The 21,425-nt window shown below is 70.4% G+C and carries 19 protein-coding genes and 2 pseudogenes; 11 read left to right on the top strand and 10 right to left on the bottom strand.

The annotated features are described in order from the left end of the window. Positions 1–6 precede the first annotated feature (6 nt). A complete protein-coding gene (locus tag ACFYOH_RS25825) occupies positions 7–663 on the bottom strand; it encodes a dienelactone hydrolase family protein (protein WP_388629741.1) in 657 nt (218 codons plus the stop codon). Positions 664–831: 168 nt separating this feature from the next. Between ACFYOH_RS25825 and ACFYOH_RS25820 the strand changes: the two genes are divergently transcribed. From ACFYOH_RS25820 to ACFYOH_RS25800, 5 genes are all read left to right on the top strand, one after another. Next, complete coding sequence (locus ACFYOH_RS25820) at positions 832–1,392, top strand: hypothetical protein (RefSeq protein ID WP_388629738.1); 561 nt, start codon at positions 832–834, stop codon at positions 1,390–1,392. 175 nt (positions 1,393–1,567) lie between these two features. Next, positions 1,568–2,029 (top strand): MarR family winged helix-turn-helix transcriptional regulator, encoded by a 462-nt coding sequence (locus ACFYOH_RS25815; protein WP_388629736.1) that lies wholly within the window; start codon positions 1,568–1,570, stop codon positions 2,027–2,029. A 51-nt stretch (positions 2,030–2,080) separates the two neighbouring features. After that, entirely contained in the window at positions 2,081–3,802 is a 1,722-nt protein-coding gene (locus tag ACFYOH_RS25810) for an MFS transporter (RefSeq protein WP_388629734.1), read from the top strand. A 97-nt stretch (positions 3,803–3,899) separates the two neighbouring features. Continuing rightward, complete coding sequence (locus ACFYOH_RS25805; protein ID WP_388629732.1) at positions 3,900–4,031, top strand: hypothetical protein; 132 nt, start codon at positions 3,900–3,902, stop codon at positions 4,029–4,031. Between the two features lie 92 nt (positions 4,032–4,123). Continuing rightward, a complete protein-coding gene (locus tag ACFYOH_RS25800) occupies positions 4,124–5,305 on the top strand; it encodes a hypothetical protein (RefSeq protein ID WP_388630170.1) in 1,182 nt (393 codons plus the stop codon). Here ACFYOH_RS25800 and ACFYOH_RS25795 read toward each other — a convergent pair. Next, positions 5,244–5,747: a hypothetical protein gene (locus ACFYOH_RS25795; RefSeq protein WP_388629729.1), complete on the bottom strand. Its 504-nt coding sequence runs from the start codon at positions 5,745–5,747 to the stop codon at positions 5,244–5,246. The genes ACFYOH_RS25800 and ACFYOH_RS25795 overlap by 62 nt on opposite strands. A gap of 170 nt (positions 5,748–5,917) precedes the next feature. After that, a complete protein-coding gene (gene gap / locus ACFYOH_RS25790) occupies positions 5,918–6,922 on the bottom strand; it encodes a type I glyceraldehyde-3-phosphate dehydrogenase (RefSeq protein ID WP_388629726.1) in 1,005 nt (334 codons plus the stop codon). A gap of 138 nt (positions 6,923–7,060) precedes the next feature. Here gap and ACFYOH_RS25785 point away from each other — a divergent pair, with 138 nt between their 5' ends. Beyond that, positions 7,061–7,522: a MarR family winged helix-turn-helix transcriptional regulator gene (locus ACFYOH_RS25785; protein ID WP_388629723.1), complete on the top strand. Its 462-nt coding sequence runs from the start codon at positions 7,061–7,063 to the stop codon at positions 7,520–7,522. A gap of 50 nt (positions 7,523–7,572) precedes the next feature. Here ACFYOH_RS25785 and ACFYOH_RS25780 read toward each other — a convergent pair. The 4 genes and pseudogenes from ACFYOH_RS25780 to ACFYOH_RS25765 form a co-directional block, all read right to left on the bottom strand. Next, positions 7,573–7,701 (bottom strand): annotated as a pseudogene (locus ACFYOH_RS25780) (PPOX class F420-dependent oxidoreductase); the annotation flags it as partial. A 5-nt stretch (positions 7,702–7,706) separates the two neighbouring features. Continuing rightward, positions 7,707–7,883, bottom strand: a pseudogene (locus ACFYOH_RS25775) (hydrolase); the annotation flags it as partial. An 807-nt stretch (positions 7,884–8,690) separates the two neighbouring features. After that, positions 8,691–9,977, bottom strand: a complete 1,287-nt coding sequence (locus ACFYOH_RS25770) for a phosphodiester glycosidase family protein (protein ID WP_388629721.1) — start codon at positions 9,975–9,977, stop codon at positions 8,691–8,693. Positions 9,978–10,387: 410 nt separating this feature from the next. After that, complete coding sequence (locus tag ACFYOH_RS25765; RefSeq protein WP_388629719.1) at positions 10,388–11,152, bottom strand: transposase; 765 nt, start codon at positions 11,150–11,152, stop codon at positions 10,388–10,390. Between the two features lie 141 nt (positions 11,153–11,293). Here ACFYOH_RS25765 and ACFYOH_RS25760 point away from each other — a divergent pair, with 141 nt between their 5' ends. Further along, the gene (locus ACFYOH_RS25760; RefSeq protein WP_388629717.1) at positions 11,294–13,456 is read left to right on the top strand and encodes a transposase; all 2,163 of its coding nucleotides are present in this window, start codon (positions 11,294–11,296) and stop codon (positions 13,454–13,456) included. On the opposite strand, the gene ACFYOH_RS25755 is transcribed toward ACFYOH_RS25760, so the two are convergent. Together ACFYOH_RS25755 and ACFYOH_RS25750 are read right to left on the bottom strand one after the other, a co-directional pair. After that, entirely contained in the window at positions 13,453–15,645 is a 2,193-nt protein-coding gene (locus tag ACFYOH_RS25755) for an MMPL family transporter (RefSeq protein ID WP_388629714.1), read from the bottom strand. The two genes, ACFYOH_RS25760 and ACFYOH_RS25755, sit on opposite strands and share 4 nt — an antisense overlap. Positions 15,646–15,899: 254 nt before the next feature. Beyond that, on the bottom strand, positions 15,900–16,553 hold the full coding sequence (locus ACFYOH_RS25750) for a maleylpyruvate isomerase N-terminal domain-containing protein (RefSeq protein ID WP_388629711.1): 654 nt from the start codon (positions 16,551–16,553) through the stop codon (positions 15,900–15,902). 372 nt (positions 16,554–16,925) lie between these two features. Here ACFYOH_RS25750 and ACFYOH_RS25745 point away from each other — a divergent pair, with 372 nt between their 5' ends. From ACFYOH_RS25745 to ACFYOH_RS25735, 3 genes are all read left to right on the top strand, one after another. Then, positions 16,926–17,360 carry a septal ring lytic transglycosylase RlpA family protein gene (locus tag ACFYOH_RS25745; RefSeq protein WP_388629708.1) on the top strand — a complete coding sequence of 145 codons (435 nt, stop codon included), beginning with the start codon at positions 16,926–16,928 and terminating at the stop codon, positions 17,358–17,360. Positions 17,361–17,496: 136 nt separating this feature from the next. Next, the gene (locus ACFYOH_RS25740; RefSeq protein WP_388629706.1) at positions 17,497–18,603 is read left to right on the top strand and encodes a glycoside hydrolase family 19 protein; all 1,107 of its coding nucleotides are present in this window, start codon (positions 17,497–17,499) and stop codon (positions 18,601–18,603) included. A gap of 157 nt (positions 18,604–18,760) precedes the next feature. After that, positions 18,761–19,543, top strand: a complete 783-nt coding sequence (locus ACFYOH_RS25735; RefSeq protein WP_388629703.1) for a hypothetical protein — start codon at positions 18,761–18,763, stop codon at positions 19,541–19,543. A 147-nt stretch (positions 19,544–19,690) separates the two neighbouring features. Here the strand turns inward: ACFYOH_RS25735 and ACFYOH_RS25730 are convergent, their stop codons facing one another. Next, entirely contained in the window at positions 19,691–20,542 is an 852-nt protein-coding gene (locus ACFYOH_RS25730) for a helix-turn-helix transcriptional regulator (protein WP_388629700.1), read from the bottom strand. A gap of 87 nt (positions 20,543–20,629) precedes the next feature. Between ACFYOH_RS25730 and ACFYOH_RS25725 the strand changes: the two genes are divergently transcribed. After that, positions 20,630–21,418 carry an SDR family NAD(P)-dependent oxidoreductase gene (locus ACFYOH_RS25725; protein WP_388629697.1) on the top strand — a complete coding sequence of 263 codons (789 nt, stop codon included), beginning with the start codon at positions 20,630–20,632 and terminating at the stop codon, positions 21,416–21,418. Positions 21,419–21,425 lie beyond the last annotated feature (7 nt).

Raw genomic sequence — 21,425 nt, 5'->3', positions numbered from 1 at the left:
CCCCGGTCAGCCGGCCTTCCCGGTCAGTCGCTCGTCGCACCACTGCCTGGCCACCTCGGCGACCTGTTCCAGCGCTCCGGGTTCTCCGAACAAGTGCGTCGCACCCGGAACGACGTGCACGGCGTGCGGGACCCGCAAGTACCGGGCCGCTTCCTCGTTCAGCTCCTGGACCTGCTGGTCCTGGCCGCCGACGATGAGCAGCACCGGGGCCTGTACCTGTCCCAGGGCGTCACCCGCCAGATCGGGCCGGCCGCCTCGCGAGACCACGGTCAGCACCCGGTCGGGGCGCTCGGCCGCGGCCACCAGCGCAGCCGCGGCGCCCGTGCTGGCGCCGAACAGGACGACCGGGAGGCCACGGGTGTCGGGCTGCGTGTCCATCCAGTCGATCGCGGCCACGAGCCGTCGGCCGAGGAACGGGATGTCGAAGCGGTGCTCGCCGGTCAGCGCGTCGTGCCGCTCCTCCCGTTCGCTGAGCAGGTCCATCAGCAACGTGCCGAACCCGGCGGTGCGCAGTTCGGCGGCCACCATCCGGTTGCGCGGACTGTGCCGGGAACTGCCGCTGCCGTGGGCGAAGAGCACCACGGCCCGCGCCGCCGTGGGGACCACAAGGTCACCGGAGAGTGTGGCGTCGCTGGTGGGCACCAGAACCATGTCGGAGATCATCGGCATCACTTCTTCCACGCCTGCCGACCCAGCGGATTGGTGTACCCCGCGTACCCACCATATCCGCGCGAAAGACCCCATGCCGGGTCGGCCGGCCCGCTCTGCCGTCAGGGGGTTGAGGCACCTTCGGCGCATGCGGCGCTTCACGGCATCGGTCCTGGTGAGGCGATGAGCGGCTGGTGGTCGTCCCTGGACGAAAGGACCCGTCGGGAGATCGACACGGAGGTGCTGCACCACCGTCCGATCATGGCGCTCAAGGCCGCCTGGGACGCGCTGCGCCCCCTCGGGGCCGCCTTGCGCGAGGCGGAGGAGGTCGTCCACGCCCGCTACGACGCCCTCGGCGACAGCGTGCGACGCAGGCAGCCCGATCCGCTGGACGTCCCCTCACTCTCGGCCCGCGCTGCCGCGCACCCGGGCCGGGTGGTCGCGATCGAGGCGGTCTGGGACGGCGACACAGTCCATGACTGGTTCGTGTGCCTGGTCGCGGTCCTGGAGGATCCGGACGGGGAAGGGCATCTGGCGACCGTCCACCGGCGCACCGACGGGCCCCGGCCGGCCACCGCCGCCACCGAGGCGGGGAAGGCCCTGGCCGACCGTCTCGGGGTGCCGTTCCATTTCGCTTCCCCTGACGTTCCCGACGACGAGGCCCCGCGCCGGCGACAGATCCAGCGGCCCGGGGCCTGCGACGTCACCGACGTGCCATCTGTCTCTCGCGAGTCCCGGACCTAGCGGAAGCGCCCCTCACGCATCCAGCTCTCCTCGCGATCACGTTCCACTGGATCTCGTCGGTGCCTCCTCCAACTCGATCGAACAGCTGTACCACCGTGGATGCGAACGCTGTTGAGCACGACGGTGCGGCCGGGACGCACTTGATGCGTCGTACACGTATCTGCATAATACCCTTATGCATAAGCAGGTTATGGACCTGGTCGGCCCAGGCGACGCATCGGCCGAGCATCTGATGCTCGCCGTGGAGGACATCGTCCGGTACGTGCGCCGGAGCGCCACGGCCGGCGGCCTGAGCACCGCGGCCTCGTCCGCGCTCGGCCGGCTGGGGCGCGAAGGACCACAGCGGCTGACCGAACTGGCCCGCGCCGAGAACGCGACCCAGCCCAACATGACCCAGCTCGTCACCCGCCTGGAACGCGCAGGGCTGGTACGCCGCACCGCCGACCGCACCGACGGCCGCGGGGTGCTGGTGGAGGCGACCGACACCGGCCTGGAGGTGTTCCGGCAACGGCGGGCCGAGCGCGCCGACGCCCTGGCGGAGCTCATGGCGGAGCTGACCGGGCCGGAGCGGCACGCCGTGGCGATCGCGCTGCCCGCGCTGGCCCGCGTGATCCATGACCGCCAGGCACGTTCCTGAACCTGCCCGTCACCCTCAACCTCCCTGGAGAGAACCGGAGATGAAGCCGTCATGAGCGCACCGCAAGGAAGGACCGCCAGCCCGTTCCGGCAACCCAAAGCCGTCTGGGCCGTGGCGTTCGCCTGCGTGATCTCGTTCATGGGCATCGGCCTGGTCGACCCGATCCTGCCCGCCCTCGCCAAGAGCCTGCACGCCTCGCCCAGCCAGGTCTCGCTCCTGTTCAGCAGCTATCTGATCGTCACCGCGGTGGCGATGCTGGTCGTCGGCTGGTTCTCCAGCCGGTTCGGCGCCAAGCGCACCCTGGTCATCGGCCTCGCCGTCATCGTGGTCTTCGCCGCGCTGGCCGGCTCCTCGGCCTCCATCAACGGCATCGTCGGCTTCCGCGCCGGCTGGGGCCTGGGCAACGCCCTCTTCATCGCCACCTCGCTCGCGGTCATCGTCGCCTCGGCGAGCGGCGGATTCGGCGGCGCGATCATCCTCTACGAGACCGCACTCGGCCTCGGCATCGCCGTAGGGCCGCTGCTGGGCGGCGAGTTGGGCGCCATCAGCTGGCGCGGCCCGTTCTTCGGCGTCGCCGTCCTCATGGCGATAGCCCTCGTCGCGACCCTCGCCTTCGTACCGTCCCTGCCCAAGCCGGCCCGGCCCACCTCCCCCGTCGCGCCGCTCAGGGCGCTGCGCCACCACGGCCTGCTGACGATGGGCATCATGGCCCTGCTCTACAACTGGGGCTTCTTCACCATGCTGGGCTACGCCCCCTACCCGATGAAGCTGAGCGCGCATCAGCTGGGTCTGGTCTTCACCGGCTGGGGACTGCTGGTGGCCCTGTTCAGCGTCTTCGTCGCGCCGCGCCTGCAGGCTCGCTTCGGCACCGCGCCGGTTCTCTACGCCAACCTCGTCGGCCTGGCCGTCGTGATGGCCGTCATCGCCGCCGGCGTGCGGACACCGGCCGTGGTCATCGTCGCGGTCATCGTCAGCGGCGCCTTCATCGGCATCAACAACACCCTCACGACGCAGGCCGTCATGCTCGTCTCCCCCGTGGAGCGCCCGGTGGCCTCCTCCGCCTACGGCTTCCTGCGCTTCATCGGCGGCGGTCTGGCGCCGTACGTCGCCGGCAAGCTCGCCGACGCCACCGACCTGAGCGTGCCCTTCTACCTCGGCGCCGCCACGTTCGTCCTGGCCGTCCCCGTGCTGGCCAGCGGGCACGGCCTGCTGCGCCGGGCCGAGGCGGACACCGGTGAGAGCGAACCGATGGCGCCCTCGCTGACGCCCGTCGGCACCCCGGCCGCCATGAACACCCCGCCGGTCATCGTCGCCGTGGGCGCGCACGACCGGGCTGCCGCCATCGTGGACGCGGCGGCCCGCCTCGCGCGGGACACCGGCAGCCCGCTGGAGGTCGTCCACGTCCAGCAGACGGCGGTGGTCGAGGAGCAGGCCGTCGAGACCGAGACCACCGAGCAGGCCCGGGCGGCCGTGGTCGCGCACCTGCACCGTCTCGCGGGGCATGGCGACGCCGCCAGCGGTCAGATCCTCCACAGCGTCGGCGATCACGCGGCCGCCGGCCGTGCGCTGGCCCAGCACGCGGCACGCGTGGGCGCCCGCGCGGTCGCGGTGGGCCGCTCGCCGCGTGGTCCGCTCGCCCAGTTCGCCGACGGCAGTCTCACCACGGCGCTCACGCACAGCGCCCCCTGCACGGTCGTCCTGGTCGACGCCGACGACAGCCGTCGGCACCTGACGCCGGCGACCCTGGCGGAACTGCGCGAGAGCGCGGTCTGAGGTCCACTGCCGCGCCGGACCCTTCCGGGCCCGGCGCGGGCGACCGCAGCACAGGGGGAGTCCGCCCACGGGGAGCGGTTCAGCGGGCTTCTCGCTGGTGACGGACGGTCCGATCGCCCAGGCTCCGGGCCGGCCGCAGCACGTCGAGGGCGAACCCGGAACGGAGGACGCCGAGCGGCTCGCGCTGCTGATGGTGCTGGGAATCCAGGAGATCCAGCCCGCGCCATGAGCCCGGGACGGGCAGGATGCCGGGGGGACTCCCATCCGGGTGTGTTCCGGATTGCGCTCGGGTTTGCGGCCGCTCATGGTCGGAGGGTGAGCATGTCACCCGCGCTGCGGCCGCCCGACAGCCCTCGTGAGACCGGTCGCGGTCGGGTGGAGGGTGCCCCGGGCGTTCTCCGGGCCCTTACCGTCTTCGCGTCCGTCCGGCTCGTCGGGGTCGTCCTGCTGATCGTGGTCGACGCGGTGGCCGGCCGCCCGTTCGGGAAGAGCCTGGTCCATGCGTGGGACTCGGTCTGGTATCTGCACATCGCCGAGCACGGCTACGGGACCCAGCTGCGCATCACCAGCACGGGCGCGGTCCAGACCGACTGGGCGTTCTTTCCGCTGTATCCGGGGCTCATCCGGGCCCTGCGCGGCTTACTCCCCTTGACCGCCGGGCAGGCCGGAATGCTGATCGCCTGGAGTTCCGCCTTGCTCGCCGTGTACGGCATCTACAGGATCGGCCATCACCTCTACGGGCGGGCGGTCGCCACCGCTGTCGTCGCCCTGTGGGCCGTACTGCCGCCGTCGGTCACCCTCACCCTCGCCTACACGGAACCGCTGTTCACCGCATGTGCCGCCTGGTCGCTGTACGCCGTGCTGCGCCAGCGCTGGCTCGCCGCGGGCTCGCTGGCGCTGCTGGCGGGCCTCGCACGGCCGAACGGGATCGCGGTCGCCGCGGCCGTCGCCGCCGCGGCCGCGCACGAGGTCGTACGGCAGCGTGGGCGCGCCTCCCCGGGTCTCCTTCTCGGCACGGTCCTGGGCCCACTGGGCTGGGCGGGTTATGTGCTGTGGGTGGGACGGCAGACCGGTGACCTGTGGCACGGCTACCTGCACGTGCAGAGTGCCTGGAACTCCCGTCTGGACCTCTCGGTCGGGCCCCTGCGGTTTCTGGAGTCGATGCCGTTGCAGGGCAGCTTGGTGGCCTATCCGGTGTCCGTGGTCCTCGTCGTGACCGGCATCGTGTCGTTCTGCGTGCTGTGTCTGGAGCGCGCCCCGCTGCCGCTGGTGGTCTTCGCGGGCGTGCTGCTGCTGTTGGTGGTCGCGGTGTCCGGCCCCTTCTCCTCCAAGCCGCGCTTCCTCCTTCCTGCGTTCCCCCTGCTCATCCCGCCGGCTCGCGCCCTGGTGCGGGCGTGGCGCGCGGGCCCGTCCTCCCGGGCCCTCCTGGTGGGCGGCGGCCTCACCGCCGTGTCCCTGCTCTACGGCGTCTACCTGGCTGCGCTCGCCACCCAGCCGCTGTGAGGCGCCACCCGAGCCGACGCTGCGCCCGGGCGAGCAGGTCGACCGGCACAGTGCTGGTGGCCAACTGGGCGAGCAGCTCGTCCACGTGGTGCTCGATCCGGGTCTTCATCAGGCGCATCCGGCGCGTGGAGAACCGGGGCACAAGCAACTCGCGCATCCGCGGATGCCCGGTGGCCTCGGTGTCGTAGTCGTCCCCGGCCATCAGCGCCACCACGGTGATCCTGGCCGTGTTCTTGGCCGCCGGCTGCGGCTTGGGATCACTGAGACCGAGTCGACGGTCGGAGAGCAGTGCCTTCACCTCGTCGTAGCGGGTGACCAGCCAGGCCTCTTCACCGACGGCCCGCACCCTGGTGATCGGCCCCTCCCGCTGCAGTGCGCGCATCCGGGGTGCCACGCCGAGTATGGACGGGTTGTCGAACGGTGACGCCGGAAGTTCGTTCATGCGGGCTGTCCTCGTGGCGTGCAGGGGGATTCGCCGGGCATCCGGGCACGCCGACGGTGGCGTCGGGTGCGCTGCGCGCCGGTTCACGGGCGCGCCGAAGCGACGGCCCCCGCTTCGGTGGACGACCGTTGCTGACGTGCGGGTGGTGCAGACGCCGGTTCGGCGAGGAACTACAAGGACGACCCGATGACCAGTGCCAGATCGATGAGGCGGTTCGAGTAGCCCCACTCGTTGTCGTACCAGCCGACGACCTTGACCTGCGGGCCGGACACCCGGGTGAGCCCGGCGTCGAAGACACAGGAGGCCGGGTCGCCCACGATGTCGGTGCTGACCAACGGCGCGTCCACATAGGACAGCAAGCCCTTGTACGGTCCCGAGGCCGCCGCTGCGTACGCCTCCTTCACCTCGTCCACAGTGGTGCCGCGGCGGGTGGTGACCGTGAGGTCGGTGACCGAGCCGGTGGGGACGGGCACCCGCAGGGCGAAGGCGTCCAGCCGGCCGGCGAGTTCCGGCAGGACGAGGCCGATGGCCTTGGCGGCGCCGCTGGAGGTGGGCACGATGTTCAGGGCCGCGGCCCGGGCCCGGCGCAGGTCCTTGTGCGGGGCGTCCTGCAGGTTCTGGTCCTGCGTGTAGGCGTGAACCGTGGTCATCATGCCGGTGTCGATGCCGACGGAGTCGTGCAGCACCTTGGCCAGTACGGCGAGGCAGTTGGTGGTGCAGGAGGCATTGGAGATGATGGTGTGACGGTCGGGATCGTAGTCACCGTCGTTGACGCCCATCACCAGCGTGATGTCCTCGCCGCTGGCCGGAGCGGCGATGATGACCTTCTTCGCTCCGCCTTCGACGTGTGAGCGCGCCTTCGCGGCGTCGGTGAAGATGCCGGTGGACTCGATCACGATGTCCACTCCCAGGTCACCCCAGGGCAGGGCGCCGGGATCGCGCTCGGCGAGGACCTTGATCGTCCGGTCGCCCACGCGGATCGCGCCCGGCTCGGCGGTGATCTCCTCGGGGAAGCGCCCCAGAATCGAGTCGTAAGCGAGCAGGTGGGCCATCGTGGGCACGTCGCCCAGGTCGTTGACGGCGACGATCTCCAGCTCCGAAGTCCGCGCGGCCGCCGCACGGAAGACGTTGCGACCGATGCGCCCGAAGCCGTTGATGCCGATTCGCACAGTCATTGGTGTGTTCCTCACCTAGCGCTCTACAAGTCCATTGACGCGCCGTTGCGCCGAGGTCCACTGCGAACCGTGCGCCTGGACGAGGCGCCGGCACGTAATCGATCAGGAGCTTATATAAGTCTGCGATACATTTCCAGGGTGACTTCTACTCAGCGTGCCGACAGCAACACGGACTTGGATGTCGGTGACCTCACCAGGGCGATCGAGAACTTCAACCGCTACTACATCCGGCTTCCCGCGGTGCAGAAGCTGTCGTTCACGACACTGTCCGTGCTGGACACACTGGCCTGCAGCGGTCCGAAGCGGCTGACCGAACTCACCAGGACGGAGCAGATGAGCCAGCCAGGGCTCACTCAGCTGGTCACCCGGCTCGAGCGCGACGGTCTCGTGGAACGCCGCCCCGACCCGACGGATGGACGCGCCGCCCTCGTCCACATCACCGACAGCGGCCGAAAGATCGGCCAGGCCCGGCGGGAGGACCGGGGCCGTCACCTGACCCCGCTGATCGCCCAGCTGACACCCGCGGAACGACAGGCGATCGCCGCGGCCCTGCCCGCCCTGACCCGCCTGGCGGAACTCGGGGCCGAAGCCGGACGGTAGGGACCAGCCATTCCTCGAACGTGTGTCTTATCGGCGCTGATTCCCATCACGGCCGGCGGGAGCATCGCGAGGAGCTCCCGCCCGACCGCGTCACCGGGCACATGCAGCGCCGCCCGCGGCTCGCGCCGCAGGTGCTTCGCCTCCACGCGGTCTGCCGTGGCCAGCCGCACCGATCGGGCCGCCGTCAGTTCGTGTACACCGCGGCCCGGTCCACGCTCACGAACGCGGCCTGCGACTGGGCGTCGTGTTCGCCGGTGACCCGGATCCGCAGTGTGTGCCGGCCGTACGGGAGCCGGGGGCTCACGTACTGGAGGGTCTCGCCGGTGTCGGTCCAGACCGTGATGGCCACCGTGTAGTCGAGCTGCCTGGGATCGACCCGGCCGTCGACCAGCTTGGCCATGAAGGCGATGACCTCGGCCATCCGGTCCACGTCGACCTCGGCGGGTCCGCCGGCGGGGAGCCGGAAGGCGCCGCCGGTCTGCCGGTACAGGCCGTAGAACAGGCGCCAGCCCTGGGCGGTGTCGGTGACATAGCCGAAGGCGATGCCCTGCTTGGCCGAGGCCCTGGCCAGTTCCCGGCCGGCGGCGAGGAACTTGTCGGGCAAGTCGAACGCCTCCGCGTCCAGAGTGCCGCCTCGCCGGTTCTCCCTGGCCGTCGGTGGGTGTGGCGCGGACCCGGTGGCCGGGGTTGTTGGCGGTCAGCGGGAGTTCCAGGAAGAACGAGCCGGAGGCCAGGTCGGGGGTTTATGCGGGGCCGTTTGAGGGCGACGGCGCGTGGGACCGGCTCCAGCCACACGGTCTGCCAGATGCCGGTCGTCCGGGCCGACGGCGCGTGGGACCGGCTCGAGCCACACGGTCTGCCAGATGCCGGTCGTCCGGGCGTAGTGGCAGTGGGAGTTGGCGTACCAGGTGGACTGCTTGCCGCGCGCCTGGACGCCGTGCCGGCTGTCCTGGGCCCGTACGACTGGCACGGGAGCACCGGCCGGACGCGCTGCTGTGCCTGAACGACCATCTCGCCCTCGGCGCGCTGCGGGCCCTCCACGAACTGCTGAACCGGGAGGCCTCGAGGTCGTCGAAGCCGATCACATCGAGGTCTCCCGGTACCACGACCATGTGGCCGGGCACCGGATCATCGTGCGGGAGAGCACGGGCGGCTGAGCAGAAAGGGCTCAGCCCTCGGTGGGACGGTACGGGCCGGGGACGAAGACCAGCGCGTCGCCCACGGACCGCTCGGTGGGTCCGCTGGGATGGTTCACCAGTGTCCCCTCGACGGACATGGTGGTCGAGCCGCCGCCGTCCAGGTTGACCGCGTCGGTCATCTGCAGGGCGTTGGCGACCGCCGCCGTCTCGTCCATCGTGGTGCCGACGCTGGTCGTCATGCGGCCGTCGATGGTCGCCAGGACGACCTTGCCCTCGCGGGTCGTGCCGGCCACCGTGCGCGGGTTGCGGTCGAAGAAGCTGCCCGAGCCGGCCGGCACCAAGATCCGGCCGTGCGCAGTGAGCCGATAGCGGCCGTTCACGCCGAACAGCCCCGGACGGACGGGGAGTCGCCGGCCCTGCTCGTCCGTGAGCACCGACTCGGTACGCAGGCAGCCACCGTCCGCGGTGTGCAGCAGGGCGGCCGCGTCGGCGCCCGTGGCCTGTACCGAGGTCTGGCCGGGGGTCAGATGCGTGCCGCGCGCCCTCTGTGTGCGTACGACGCAGCCGCGCCGGTCGAGGACCACCTCGACGCCCGCGCCCGAGGGGGTGGAGTCGGCGAACTCGGGCGTGAAGCGCACGACGTCGCCGGGCACGGTGCACTGGGTCGGATCGGTCAGGGCGGCGCACGCCGCCGGGACGACGGGCGGATGGTCCACGTACTTCAGCGGGAGCGCGGCTCCGGTCCGCCGGTTGTGCAGGCTGCCCGACCAGCTCAGCCAGCCCATCAGGGCGCGGTTGCCGTGGGCGTCCACGACGAAGTCCGCCTCCGTGGGGTCGCCGGTGGGCACGCTGAGCAGCCGTCCGTCGTAGAGGCCGAGCCCTACCGGGTCACCGGGATAGTCCTTGCTGGCGGTGAAGGTGAAGAAGGAGCCGTTGACGCCGGCCAGGGCCCCCGAGGAGCGCACCAGGTCGGTCGTCTTCTCCGTGTGGGCCAGGTCGGGGCCGTACGTCGCCTTCATCTGCCCGCGCGCCCTGCGCGGGTCGATGGTCAGCACGTCGACCACCCAGGGGCCGCGTGTCGTGGTGTTGATCTGGTCGGCCGGGGCGGGGTCGGTGCCCCGGCCGATACGGGTGAGGGTCACACCGTCGGCCAGGGTCTGTGTCGTGCGGGTCTCCGCGAGGCCGGGGTCGCCGAGCGGGAGCGTCGCCTCGGCGGCGCCGGCCCGGCCGGCGGGCGGCGCGAGCAGCAGGAGCAGGGCGGCCGCGGTGAGCGTGGCCGCGCGGGTCAAACCGGGTCTGTACGAGGTGAATGACATGCACGCGAGCGTGCTCGTCGTGTGGGACGTTTACTCGTGCGGCGGTTGATGCGCCGGTCCGGGTTCGGTTAACGGCCGGTTACGCGGGCCGTGTTGGCGGGTCAGTGGCCTGGGTGCGCAGGGACGCGCCCAACTGCCGCCGGCTGCCCGTTCCGCGACGCGAAGGCGACCACGGCTTGTCATGGCGGGAGGCGACCGTACCGGGGTTCACGCTCCAGGGCCGGTTCACCGGCCTTCGGGATGGGGCCATGGTGGATGAGGATGTCGGCCGTACGTCGCCGGTCATGCGGACGGGGAGTCCGGCCGGGCCTCATGGGACCTGGCCGGACTCCCCATCGCGCTGCCCGCTGCCGCTAAGAGCTTTCACGTAATGCGAGCAGGGACGTGCTGCCCCGCGAGGGGTGCTTCGTTTACCGGATGTCGAGCTTGAGGTTGTGGAGTGCGGCGACGCCGCCGACGGCGTGGTTGATGGCGTCGCCGCGGCGTCGGCATTGGCGGAGGATCTGGTGGTCTTTGAGTCGGGCGATGGTGTGTTCGGCGACGGCCCGGCGTTTGCGGAACCGGCGGTAGTTGCGGTCTTTGATGATGCGACCGTCGGGGCCTCGGCGTGGTGTGCGGATGCGGTCGCATCCGCGGTAGCCGCCGTCACCGGATAGCCGGGGATGGTCGGGCAGTGTTTTGGCGAGGGTTTCGCGGAAGACGACCACATCGTTGTGGTTGCCCGGCCATGCGTCCCCGACGGCAACGACGCGCCGGTTTCGGGCCCGGCAGACGATCTGCACGTTGACGCTTCGCCGGTAGTTTTTGCTTTTGGCGGTATGTCCCCGGTCATGGACGGGGATCAGGGTGCCGTCGACAATCCACAGTTCGCACCTGTCAGCAGGTGGTGGTCCGAGGAGCTCGGCGAGTGGCTCGGCGAGCCGGACGAGGGCGCGGTGTGCCGCGGCGTGAGAGATGCCGAATAGGGATCCGAGCTGCTGCATGGTGAGGTTGGTCCGGTAAGCGAGGACGACGAGCAGGACACGGTCGGTGAACGGCAGTGCCCAGGGCCGGCCCCGGCCCGTATCAGGTGCGAGTTCCCACAGCTGCTCGGCGAGGTACTGCATTTGCGGCCCAGTCAGACCGGTCCAGGTACGAAGGTCGGCGGAGGTGCAGCGGGCGAGACGCAGGCGCATGCCGGTCATCGTAGAGACCGAAGACCTCTCGTTGCGCGGGGCGTTGTCAGTGGGGTCTTGTAGCTTTGGTGTTGGTTGCCGCACTGGTCAAACTGCGGACAGATCCCGGCTGTTGCTACGTGAAAAGGAGGTGGGTCAGCAATGGACGCAGAGCTGCGTGCCCCGGCGCCTACCTCCGATGTTGCACCTTCTGCCCGCCGATACCGAGGTAAGAACAAGAAGAAGCGCTGGACACGAGACGCGGGCACTGAGCTTGCGGTAATCCGCCTTCCGCTCGATGTGCACGACCCCGCCACCCGGCACCGGACCGAGGACCTGTTCTCCGCGATGTGGTCCGTGAAACGCGCACTGCAGCGCGACGCGCGGGACGCCGTCGACGCGTACTGGGCTGGCGATGTCCGCCGCGATGTGGATGCGAGAGCGTGGCGGCTGGAACTCGGCCTGTCCCGGGAAGAAATGGAACGCCGCGCCTACCGGCACATGGAAAACTCCCAGCACCTCGGTCATCACGTCACCAAAGCACTGGTCATGCACCAGACCGACGAAGTCTTCGAAACCTCGGTGAGTCGGCATCTGTTCCCCGATGCCTCCGGCCGCCGTCACGGCCGGCCGAAGGTTGGCCGGTGGTGGGACTACACCCGCATTCCGGGCCGTGCCCGCTCCCACACCACCGACCGCAAATGGGAAACCTTCCGGCCGCACGGCACCCTCGCCGGGCACCTCGACGCCTACCGCCACCGCAGCCTCGACCGCACGATACTCACCCCGGAGCAGGTCGCCGCACTTCCTGCAGGAATCGGGGTGCTCGAGCAGCCCCGGCACCTGCCTGCGCCTTCGCGCCCGTCGGGACGCATCGCGACAGGTGAAGTCACGGCGAAGAAGACTCCCAAGACGCGGGCCGCGACGTGGTGGGATCACACCGGGCCTTTGGCGGTCGTGTTCACCGGCGGCGCCGATTCACGTCGCGGCGACCTGGTCCTGCCCGTCCGGCTGCCCTCGGGTTCAGGCCGCTGGCCGCGCCTTCTGCACTTCCTGAACAACCCCGAGACCTGCCACAAGATCGACCTCGTGCGCCGCCGCGACACCTCCGCGCCGGGCGGGTGGGCGTACGAAGCCCACCTGATGGTGCTGACCGGCGGCTACGCATCCCCCGCCACGAAAGCCCGACGCCACGCCGCGGCTCAGCTCGAGCGGATCGGGGGCATCGACAGCAACGTCTCCAACCTTTCGGTCGTCTCCTTCCCCAGCACCTTCGAGCCCGCCGACGGCGACATCGAAACAACCCGCATCGAGCCCAGCGACGCGGAGCTTGCCGCGCTGGCGAAAGCCCGCCGCAAGGACCGCGGACGCAGACGCGCCCTCGACCGCTCCCGCCGAGCGTCCAACCCTGCCCAATACCGGCCGTCGAAACGCCAGCAGGCCCGCACCGAACGACGCCAGGCCGCAGGCCTGCCCGCCCGGGCCGTCGAAACCCCCGGCGGGGCGAGGGCAGCGAACAAGGCCGGGGTGCCCAAGCAGGCATTCCGGCGCGATAGCCTGTCGGCCGGCTACCGGCTCAACCGCGCCCGCCTCGCCGAAGCCGCCGCCACACAGGCTGCGGCAAAAGACCACCAAGCCCGCCGCATCGCCGAGACGATCACCACCTACCACGGTGCGAACCTCGTAGTCGAGGACTGCGACATCCGCACCTGGTACCGCAGGTGGGGCAAAGCACTGCAAGCAACCACACCCGGACGGCTCATCACCGCTATCGGCCGGGAATGCGAGAAGACCGGCGGGCGGATGCTCCGCGCTTCCATGTTCACGACGAAACTCTCCCAGACCTGCTTCTGCGGCGAGAAGGTCGCTAAGACCCTCGCCGACCGCATCCATGTCTGCACCGCCTGCGGGCTGACCGGCGACCGGGACAAGGTCTCCGCCGCCCTCTGCGCCCACGTCCACCTCACCGCCCCCGACGACCCAAGCACCGCGCGCCTGGACATCGTCCAGGCGCGCCACACACAGATTCTTTTCCATGAAGGGCTGCAAGAAGCCCTGTCGAGTCAACCGCAGCGCGGTGCCCGCCCCACCCGGGGCCGCACCCACGCGGCAGCCCACAAGCCGGATGCTTCCGGCAGCGGGCCTCTGCTCGACAAAACACCACCACCCGGTACCGGACTTACCCCGAATGAGACCCGACCCGCGAACGAGCGGCACAAGGCCCACGTCGGAACAGCCGGCTGCACGGAGCTGACACGCCACCCAGGCATGCCAGCCCCGCACAGACATCGGGCGGACATCACAGCATCACGTGATGGCTCTTAGTTGCGGCGCCCCGCGGGGTCGTGGGCGATGGAACCCCGGTCGGCGCCGGGCGCCGGCCCGGAACCGCTCACACCGGTGCCCGCGTCGGCCGTCGCGGCCTCGGCCCGGTCGCCGTGCCCCGGCCACCACGCGGCATGGCCGATCAGCGCGGTGAGGCTCGGGGTGAAGAACATCGCCATGACGAAGGCGGCGACGGCGATGCCGAAGGAGACGGCGAAACCCATCTCCGTGAGCAGCGAGTTGCCCGCCAGCATCATCGTGGCGAAGGTCGCCGCCAGGATGAAGCCGGCAGCGGCGACCGTCGGACCGGCGTGCCGCAGCGCCATGCCGGCCGCCTCACGCGGCTCGCGGCCCTCGCGGGCCTCCTCGCGCAGCCGCGCGATCATGAGGATGTTGTAGTCGGTACCGATGGCGACCACGAACAGATACATGATCACCGGGAGCATGAACATCAGACCCGGGTTTCCCTGCCCCTTCTGGAAGATCCACACGGTGGCGCCGAGGGTGGCGCCGAAGCCGAGGCCCACCGATGCCATCAGGTACCAGGGGGCGACGACGCTGCGCAGCAACAGACCCAGGATCACCATGATGAGGAGGGCGGCCACCGGGAAGACCGTCTTGTAGTCATGGTTCACCGCGGTGTTGATGTCCTTGAAGATCGAGGACATGCCGCCGACGATCGCCTCGGTGCCGTCAGGGGCGTCGGCGTGTGCCACATCCCGCACCCGGCCCACGGTGTCGATCGCCTTGTCCGTCGACGCCTCGTACTTGAGCGTGACGGTGAAGTCCGCGGTGCTGCCGTCCTTGTTCACCTGCGTCATTCGGGCGCTCGCGACCCCGTCCACGGCGCCGAGCTTGCGCGCGTACGCGTCGAAGGCGGTCTTGTCCAGCGGCTTGCCGTCGGTGCTGGACAGGTAGACGTCGGTGGGGGCCGCGGCGCCCGCCGAGTACGCCTTCTGCATCTGGTCCTGGACGACCATGGACTCCTTGGTCTTCGGCATGGCGCCCGACGCCAGGTCGAACGTGGCGTGGTAGCCGAGGATACCGAGCGACAGCGCGACCAGGATGAGACCGGACACCCCGGCGGTCAGCGCGGGGCGGCGCTGCACACCGCGGCCGAGGGCGGCGAACCGGGCGTTCTCCGGCTCCTTCTGCCAGGACTTGGAGGGCCAGAAGACTTTCGGTCCGATCAGCGAGACCACGGCGGGGATGAGGGTCAGGCCCGCCACGAGGGTGGCGGCCACCGCGATGGCGAGCGCCGGGCCCATCTGCTTGAGGAAGCCCAGGGTGGACAGCACCAGTGCGAGGAACGCGATGATGACGGCGCCGGCCGCCGAGGCGATGGCCTCACCGACCCGGTCGACCGCGTTGACCATGGCCTGCTTAGGTTCGTCTCCGGCGCGCAGGCGTTCGCGGTACCGGAACATCAGGAAGAGGAAGTAGTCCGTACCCACGCCGAAGAGCACGACGATCAGGATGGACGAGATGGAGCTGTTGGCCTGCAGGTCGAACAGCTTGGTGGCGTACGCGATCAGGCCGTTGGCGATGGCCGAGACCAGGCCGATCAGCACCAGGGGCAGCACGGCCAGAATCGGCGCTCGGAAGATGATCAGCAGGGTCACCAGGATGATCACGAAGGTGCCGATACCGATCAGCGCCTGGCCACGCTTGGACGAGTCCTGCTGGTCGAGCGCCTCCGCGGCGGAACCGCCGAGCTTGACGTCGAGATGCGTGCCCTTGGCCAGCTGCTTGACCTCGTCACGTAACGCCTTGGCCGCATCCGCCTGTTTGGGCTGGCCGGCGTTCTTGCTGTCCATCTGCACCAAAGTCAGGTCATACCTGCCGTCCTTGGACGGCAGGCCGGGGACGACCTTCTGCACCTGGTCGATGTGCTTGTTGCCCAGTTCGGTGGTGATCCGGGCGACGTCCTGCTTGTCGGCGGCGGTCAGTGTGCCGCCGTCCGTGCGCTGGTACAGCGCGATCGCGGACGGGGTGAAGGCGCTGGGGAACGCCTTCTGCTGGAGATCCGCGGCTTTGATGGACTCGTAACTCTTGGGCAGAAAGCTGCTCTCGTCACTGTTCGAGGGCAGACTTGGAGCGGTGGCGACGATCGCCACCGCGGCAATCAGCCATGCCACGATCGTCCACACGGGATGTCGGACGACAGTGCTGCCAATACGTCGGAACATGCGGAAGGTCCTCCTGGACAGGAAGATCACCGCAGCCCGGGGAGCGGTCCCTGGCATCGGCGACCCCGATCGGCACGTATGGAACGGGCCGGTCGAACGGTTGTCTTGCGGCCATATGGTAGTGACCGAACGCGAAGATAATCTTGTCATCTGGTCTCGGTTTCCGGCCATGTCCGAGTGCCCGGGGGGCGTTTGAGCACTCGTCCGGAGAACGACGACAGGGCCGGTCAGGCCGGTCGGGCCGGTCGGGCCGGTCAGCCGAGAACGAACGGCAGCCTGTCGGCCAAGTCGCCCAGCGCGGCCTGCTCCTCCTCGGTCGGCGTCCGTCGTCCGGTGCCGATCAGCAACGCGTCCTTGTCGGAGAACGAGGCGGGGAACGGAGCCCCGGCGATCTTCTCCAGCGACACGCGTGCCGCCGCGAGCGTCTCGGCGGGCGGCTCGGCAGCCGACGACAGATGGGCGATCAGGTCGAGGTGGTGCAAGGTCCACTCGACCACGTAAGCGGACAGGTAGTCCCCGACGGTGAGCACCTCGTCGCGGGTGCCGACACGGGCGGCGGGATCGGCGAGCTGGGCGGCGCGGCCCGCCGCGGAACCGACGTCCGCCAAGTGGAACTTCAGCCACCGCGGCTCGCCGTAGGCGGCAGCCAGCCGAGGGATCAGCGCGTCGAGCGGATCCTCGCCGGTCGGGGGTTCGACCAGGTTCCAGTAGGTGACCGCGTCCACGGTCGGTTCGGTGTCGGCGGGTGTCACCAGGGTGATCAGGACGTCCTGGGCGTCGATGACCAGGTGGCACACCAGGTCCCGTACCAGCCAGCCGGTACAGCCGGACGGCCGCTCGAAGTCCTCGTCCGGGAGTTCCGCGACGGCTGTGCGCAGTGCGGTCCATGAGCGTAAGAAGAGATCCACTGGCCGCACGCTAGTGCGGGGCCGACACGGTGGACAACCGAATTCGGTGAGCCGTGTCCGGTCCCCGGTCGGCGGCTCAGTGCACCGACGGCGAAAGCCGGTAGGAGGCGGCGAGGTCGCGCACCTCCACCGAGAGGAACAGCCGATCCCGCCCCCTTGCTCGCCGTGTCCCCGTACCTCACCCTCGGCTACTCCTCCAGCGAGCCGCAACTCCCTTTCCTCATGGCTTACTTCAGACCTTGACCCTCAATGGTCTGTACCTCTAGCTTCACAGCTCAGCCATGCATCGTGCGCCGTGCTCACCGTCGGCCCTCCCTTCCGGAGGCGCACGCTGCCCGATGCCCACCCCCCACCCGAAAGGCCGCCTCCCCCATGGCCAGGTCCGTTTCTGTCGCCGTTCTCACAGCTGCGCTGGGCCTCTCCGCATGCCTGCTCACCCCTTCCCCGGCCCAGGCAGGCGCGGACGCGCCGGCAGCGCAGGCATCCGACACCTGCTGGGCGACCCACTACGGTCCGCAGCCGCCCGGCGCCCTGACGGCCAGCGGCGAACTGTTCGACAACAACGCCGACACCGCGGCGACCTCGCTCAGCCGTCAGCCCCAACTGCCCTTCGACACACGGGTCCAGGTGACGAACACCGCCAACGGCAGGTCGCTGGTGGTCCGCATCAACGACCGGGGCACGTTCGCCTGGACTCCGCAGGTGCCCAAGTGCCTGGACCTGACCGACGGCGCCTTCGGCCGGCTCGGCGGAAGCCTCGATCCCGACGCCGGTCACATCGTCGTCACGGAGACCGTACTCGGCTGACGGCCCCGTGCCCACACCACCGTCCGGCAGCACGGCACATCCGCCGGCACCGGCGCCGAACCCCGTCCCCCGACCAGGACAGGAGCACCTGTCGATGCACCCCCGCCTCGCCGAACTCCCGTACAGACCCATACGCTTGGGGCGTCTCGGACGCTCGCTGACCGGCGGCGTCGTCGCCGCCCTGCTCGCCGCGCTGTTCGTCGCCATTCCCGCCCGGGCCGCGGACGGCCAGATCACCGGGCTGGCCGGCAAGTGCGTGGACGTGGCAGGAGCCAACAGCGCCAACGGCACCGCCGTACAGCTCTACGACTGCAACGGAACCAGCGCCCAGAACTGGTCGAACCCGGGTGACGGCACCCTTCGGGCGCTCGGCAAGTGCCTGGACGTCGTCGACCGGAGCACCACCGACGGCGCGGCGGTCCAGCTGTGGGACTGCTCCGGCGGCGCCAACCAGCAGTGGGTGGTCACCTCGGCCCACGACATCGTCAACCCGGCCGCGAACAAGTGCCTGGACGTACGGGACAACAACAGCGCCAACGGTACGCGGCTGCAGATCTGGACCTGTACGGGTGGGGCGAACCAGAAGTGGAACGCTCCGCCCGGCGGCGGAACCGGCACTCCCTCCGGATTCGTCGTCTCCGAAGCCCAGTTCAACCAGATGTTCCCGAACCGGAACAGCTTCTACACCTACGGCGGCCTCGTCCAGGCCCTGAGCGCCTACCCCGGCTTCGCGAACACCGGCAGCGACACGGTCAGGAAGCAGGAGGCCGCCGCCTTCCTCGCCAACGTCAGCCACGAGACCGGCGGGCTGGTGTACGTCGTCGAGCAGAACACCGCCAACTACCCCACCTACTGCGACTGGAGCCGGCCGTACGGCTGCCCCGCCGGACAGGCCGCGTACTACGGGCGCGGCCCGCTCCAGCTCAGCTGGAACTTCAACTACAAGGCCGCCGGTGACGCACTCGGCATCGACCTGCTGAACAACCCCTGGCAGGTGGAGAACAACGCCGCCGTGGCCTGGAAGACCGGCCTGTGGTACTGGAACACCCAGTCGGGACCGGGCACGATGACCCCGCACAACGCCATGGTCAACGGCGCCGGATTCGGCCAGACCATCCGGTCCATCAACGGCTCCCTGGAGTGCGACGGCAGGAACCCGGCCCAGGTGCAGAGCCGCGTCGACGCCTACCAGCGCTTCACCCAGATCCTCGGCGTCCCGCCGGGGAACAACCTGTACTGCTGATCACGTCTCCCAGCCTGGGGGCGCATGCCCCCAGGCGCTTGGCCGCCCGACAAGATCAAGACGCGTTTCATCACAGGTTCACCGGCGTGTACGGCTTCGGACCGAGCATCCCAAGGGTTCGGCATCCCAGCCCATTGACGACGGAAGGCCCGGCCTCATGGAACGACGTGCACTCGCCGCCTACCTTGCAGCCGCTCTCGCCGCACCGGCGGTCCTCGACATGCCTCCGGCCGAGGCCGCCGAGGAGGCTGCTGCTGGCGCGGCCACGGGGCTCACCGAGCACATGGGGACGGTGCTGGGCCGGGAGATCGACGACCGGGACACGGCTCGCGCGCTGGTGCCGGAACTGTACGACGTCGGTTTCGAGTGGCACCCGGAGACGGCGGAGCTGGACCGGTTCGACTTCATCGTCGGCTACTCCTTCGGCAACCGGCCCGCGCAGTCGGGTGACCAGGAGGAGGTGCTCCCCGAACCCGGCCCCGTCAACGAGGAGTTGGCGGACACGATCGCCCGGATCCGCGAGCGGCGGAACGTGCCCGTCTACGCGCAGTGGGAGATCGCCCGGTTCCTGCGGTCCGCGCACGGCATGGACGACGTGACGTCGATCGAGCCCGTCGTCGCGGAGGACGGCACGATCACCTACCTGAGCACGGACGGGGTCGCCGGACAGGTGCTGGCGTACCGCAAGAAGGCGTCCGGCGGCATCGGCACCGCCTGTGTGGTCGGGTTCCGTGATCACCACAAGCGGTGTGTTCGGACCACGCGGGACCGGGGGATGTCCGCGTACGCGCCGCGCGGCTTCACCATGCCGCACACCTACGACCCGCACTCGGGGCAGCCGTGGACGCGGCGCCGGGATCTGTACCTGGTGCACGACATGGCGGCCCAGTGGCAGGTGCTGCGAGCCAAGCTCGTCGCGCAGGCCTACCCCAACGGGTGAGGCGGCCGGAGTCCGGGCGCGCCGGTCGGTCCGCCCAGGGTGGGCGCGGGCGCGGTCCGGATCGGGTGGGCCTGAATCAGCTCGGCGCCGGCCGAACGCTTCGCCGAGGCCGACCCGGAAGAGCCGGCACCGTACGGTGGGTTCGGCTCAGTGGGCGGTGTCCATGCGCTGGGTGCCGATGACCGCCAGCAGGCGCAGCGCCTCCTCGGACGGGGTGTCGGGGACGGCGGTGTAGATCACGACCTGCTGGTCCCGGTCGGTGAGGTCGAGGGCGTCGCAGTTGACGGTGACCGGCCCGACCAGCGGATGCCGGAACGTCTTGCGGAGTGTGCGTTCCCCGTCCACGTCGTGGGAGTCCCACAGCCGGGCGAACTCCTCGCTGCCGGCGCGCAGTTCGCGGATGAGCCCGGTCACTTCGGGATCGTCGGGGTAGCGGGCGGCGGCCGTGCGCAGCCGGCGTGCCGCGTGCCGGGCGAACGCGTCCGCGTCGGACACGCCGTACAGCCGCTGTCCCTCGGAGCGCGGCCCGAGAAAGACGCGCCGCGCGAGGTTGCGCTCGCGGCGCGGCAGGGCCGAGAAGTCCTCCATCAGGGCGGCGGCCAACTCGTTCCAGGCGAGCACCTCCAGCGTGGCCGAGGTGACGAAGGCGGCGGACTGCGGCAGCCGGTGGATCAGGTCGAGGATGCTCTGCCGCACCTCGCGCGGGGGGCCGGGCGGGGGCTCCGGCGGGGCGCCGGCCAGGAGGTGGAGGTGCTCGCGCTCGGCGTCCGACAGCCGCAGGGCGCGGGCCAGCCCGGCCAGCACCTCACGGGACGGACGCGGGCCGCGGGCCTGCTCCAGCCGGGTGTAGTACTCGGTCGAGATGAACGCCAGATGCGCCACCTCCTCACGGCGCAGCCCCGGTGTGCGGCGGCGCGGCCCGGCGGCCAGGCCCACGTCGGCCGGACTGATCCGCTCGCGCCTGCTGCGCAGGAACCCCGCCAGTTCTGCTCTGTCCATTCCCTCAGTGTGCGCGGGTGCCGCGCGACCGATCCAGGTACTCCCGGTGCCTGGATGGGTCCGGGACCCGGGCGCAGGCTCGCTGCCATGGACAACACCACCAAGGACACCCCTGGCCACGGCCTGCTGGCCGGCAAGGTCGCCTTCATCACCGGTGCGGGGCGCGGGATCGGTGCCGCCGCGGCGCGGCTCTTCGCCCGGGAAGGGGCCCGGGTCCTGCTCGCGGCCCGCACCGAGGCCCAGCTGAAGGCGGTCACCGAGGAGGTGCGGGCGGCGGGCGGCACCGCGGACCACGTCGTGTGCGACCTGGCCGACACGGCGAGCGTGCGGGCCGCCGTGGACCGTACCGTCAACCTTTACGGCCGCCTCGACATCGCCTTCAACAACGGCGCCACGATCCAGCCGCCCGGCCCCATGGACCAGCTGCCGGAGGCCGAGTTCGACCATGTGTACACGGTGAACCTCAAGAGCGTCTGGCTGGCCATGGTCGCCGAGGTCGCCGCCATCCGGGCCACCGCCGGAACGGGCGCCATCGTCAACAACTCCTCCGTCGGCAGTCTGCGGGGCAACCCCGAACTGCCCGCGTACGGTGCGATGAAGCGGGCGGTGAACAGCCTCACCGAGTCGGCGGCAGTGACGTACGGTCCCGAGGGCATCCGGGTCAACGCGATCGCGCCCGGCAACACCCTGACGGAGATGATCCGGGCCTGGGAGGCCGAGGCTCCCGGACTTCAGGACCGGCTCACGGCGCTCACCCCGCTGCGCCGCGCCGCCGTCCCCGAGGAGATCGCCGAGGCCGCCGCCTGGCTGCTCAGCGACCGATCCTCCTTCGTGACCGGCACGGTGCTGCGGGTCGACGGCGGCGCACGCGCCTGAGCGACCG

It is taken from the genome of Streptomyces sp. NPDC007856, from assembly GCF_042868225.1.
Lineage (GTDB): Bacteria > Actinomycetota > Actinomycetes > Streptomycetales > Streptomycetaceae > Streptomyces.
Note: the sequence above shows the minus strand (reverse complement) of the source record. Positions and strands in the feature narration are given on the sequence as shown.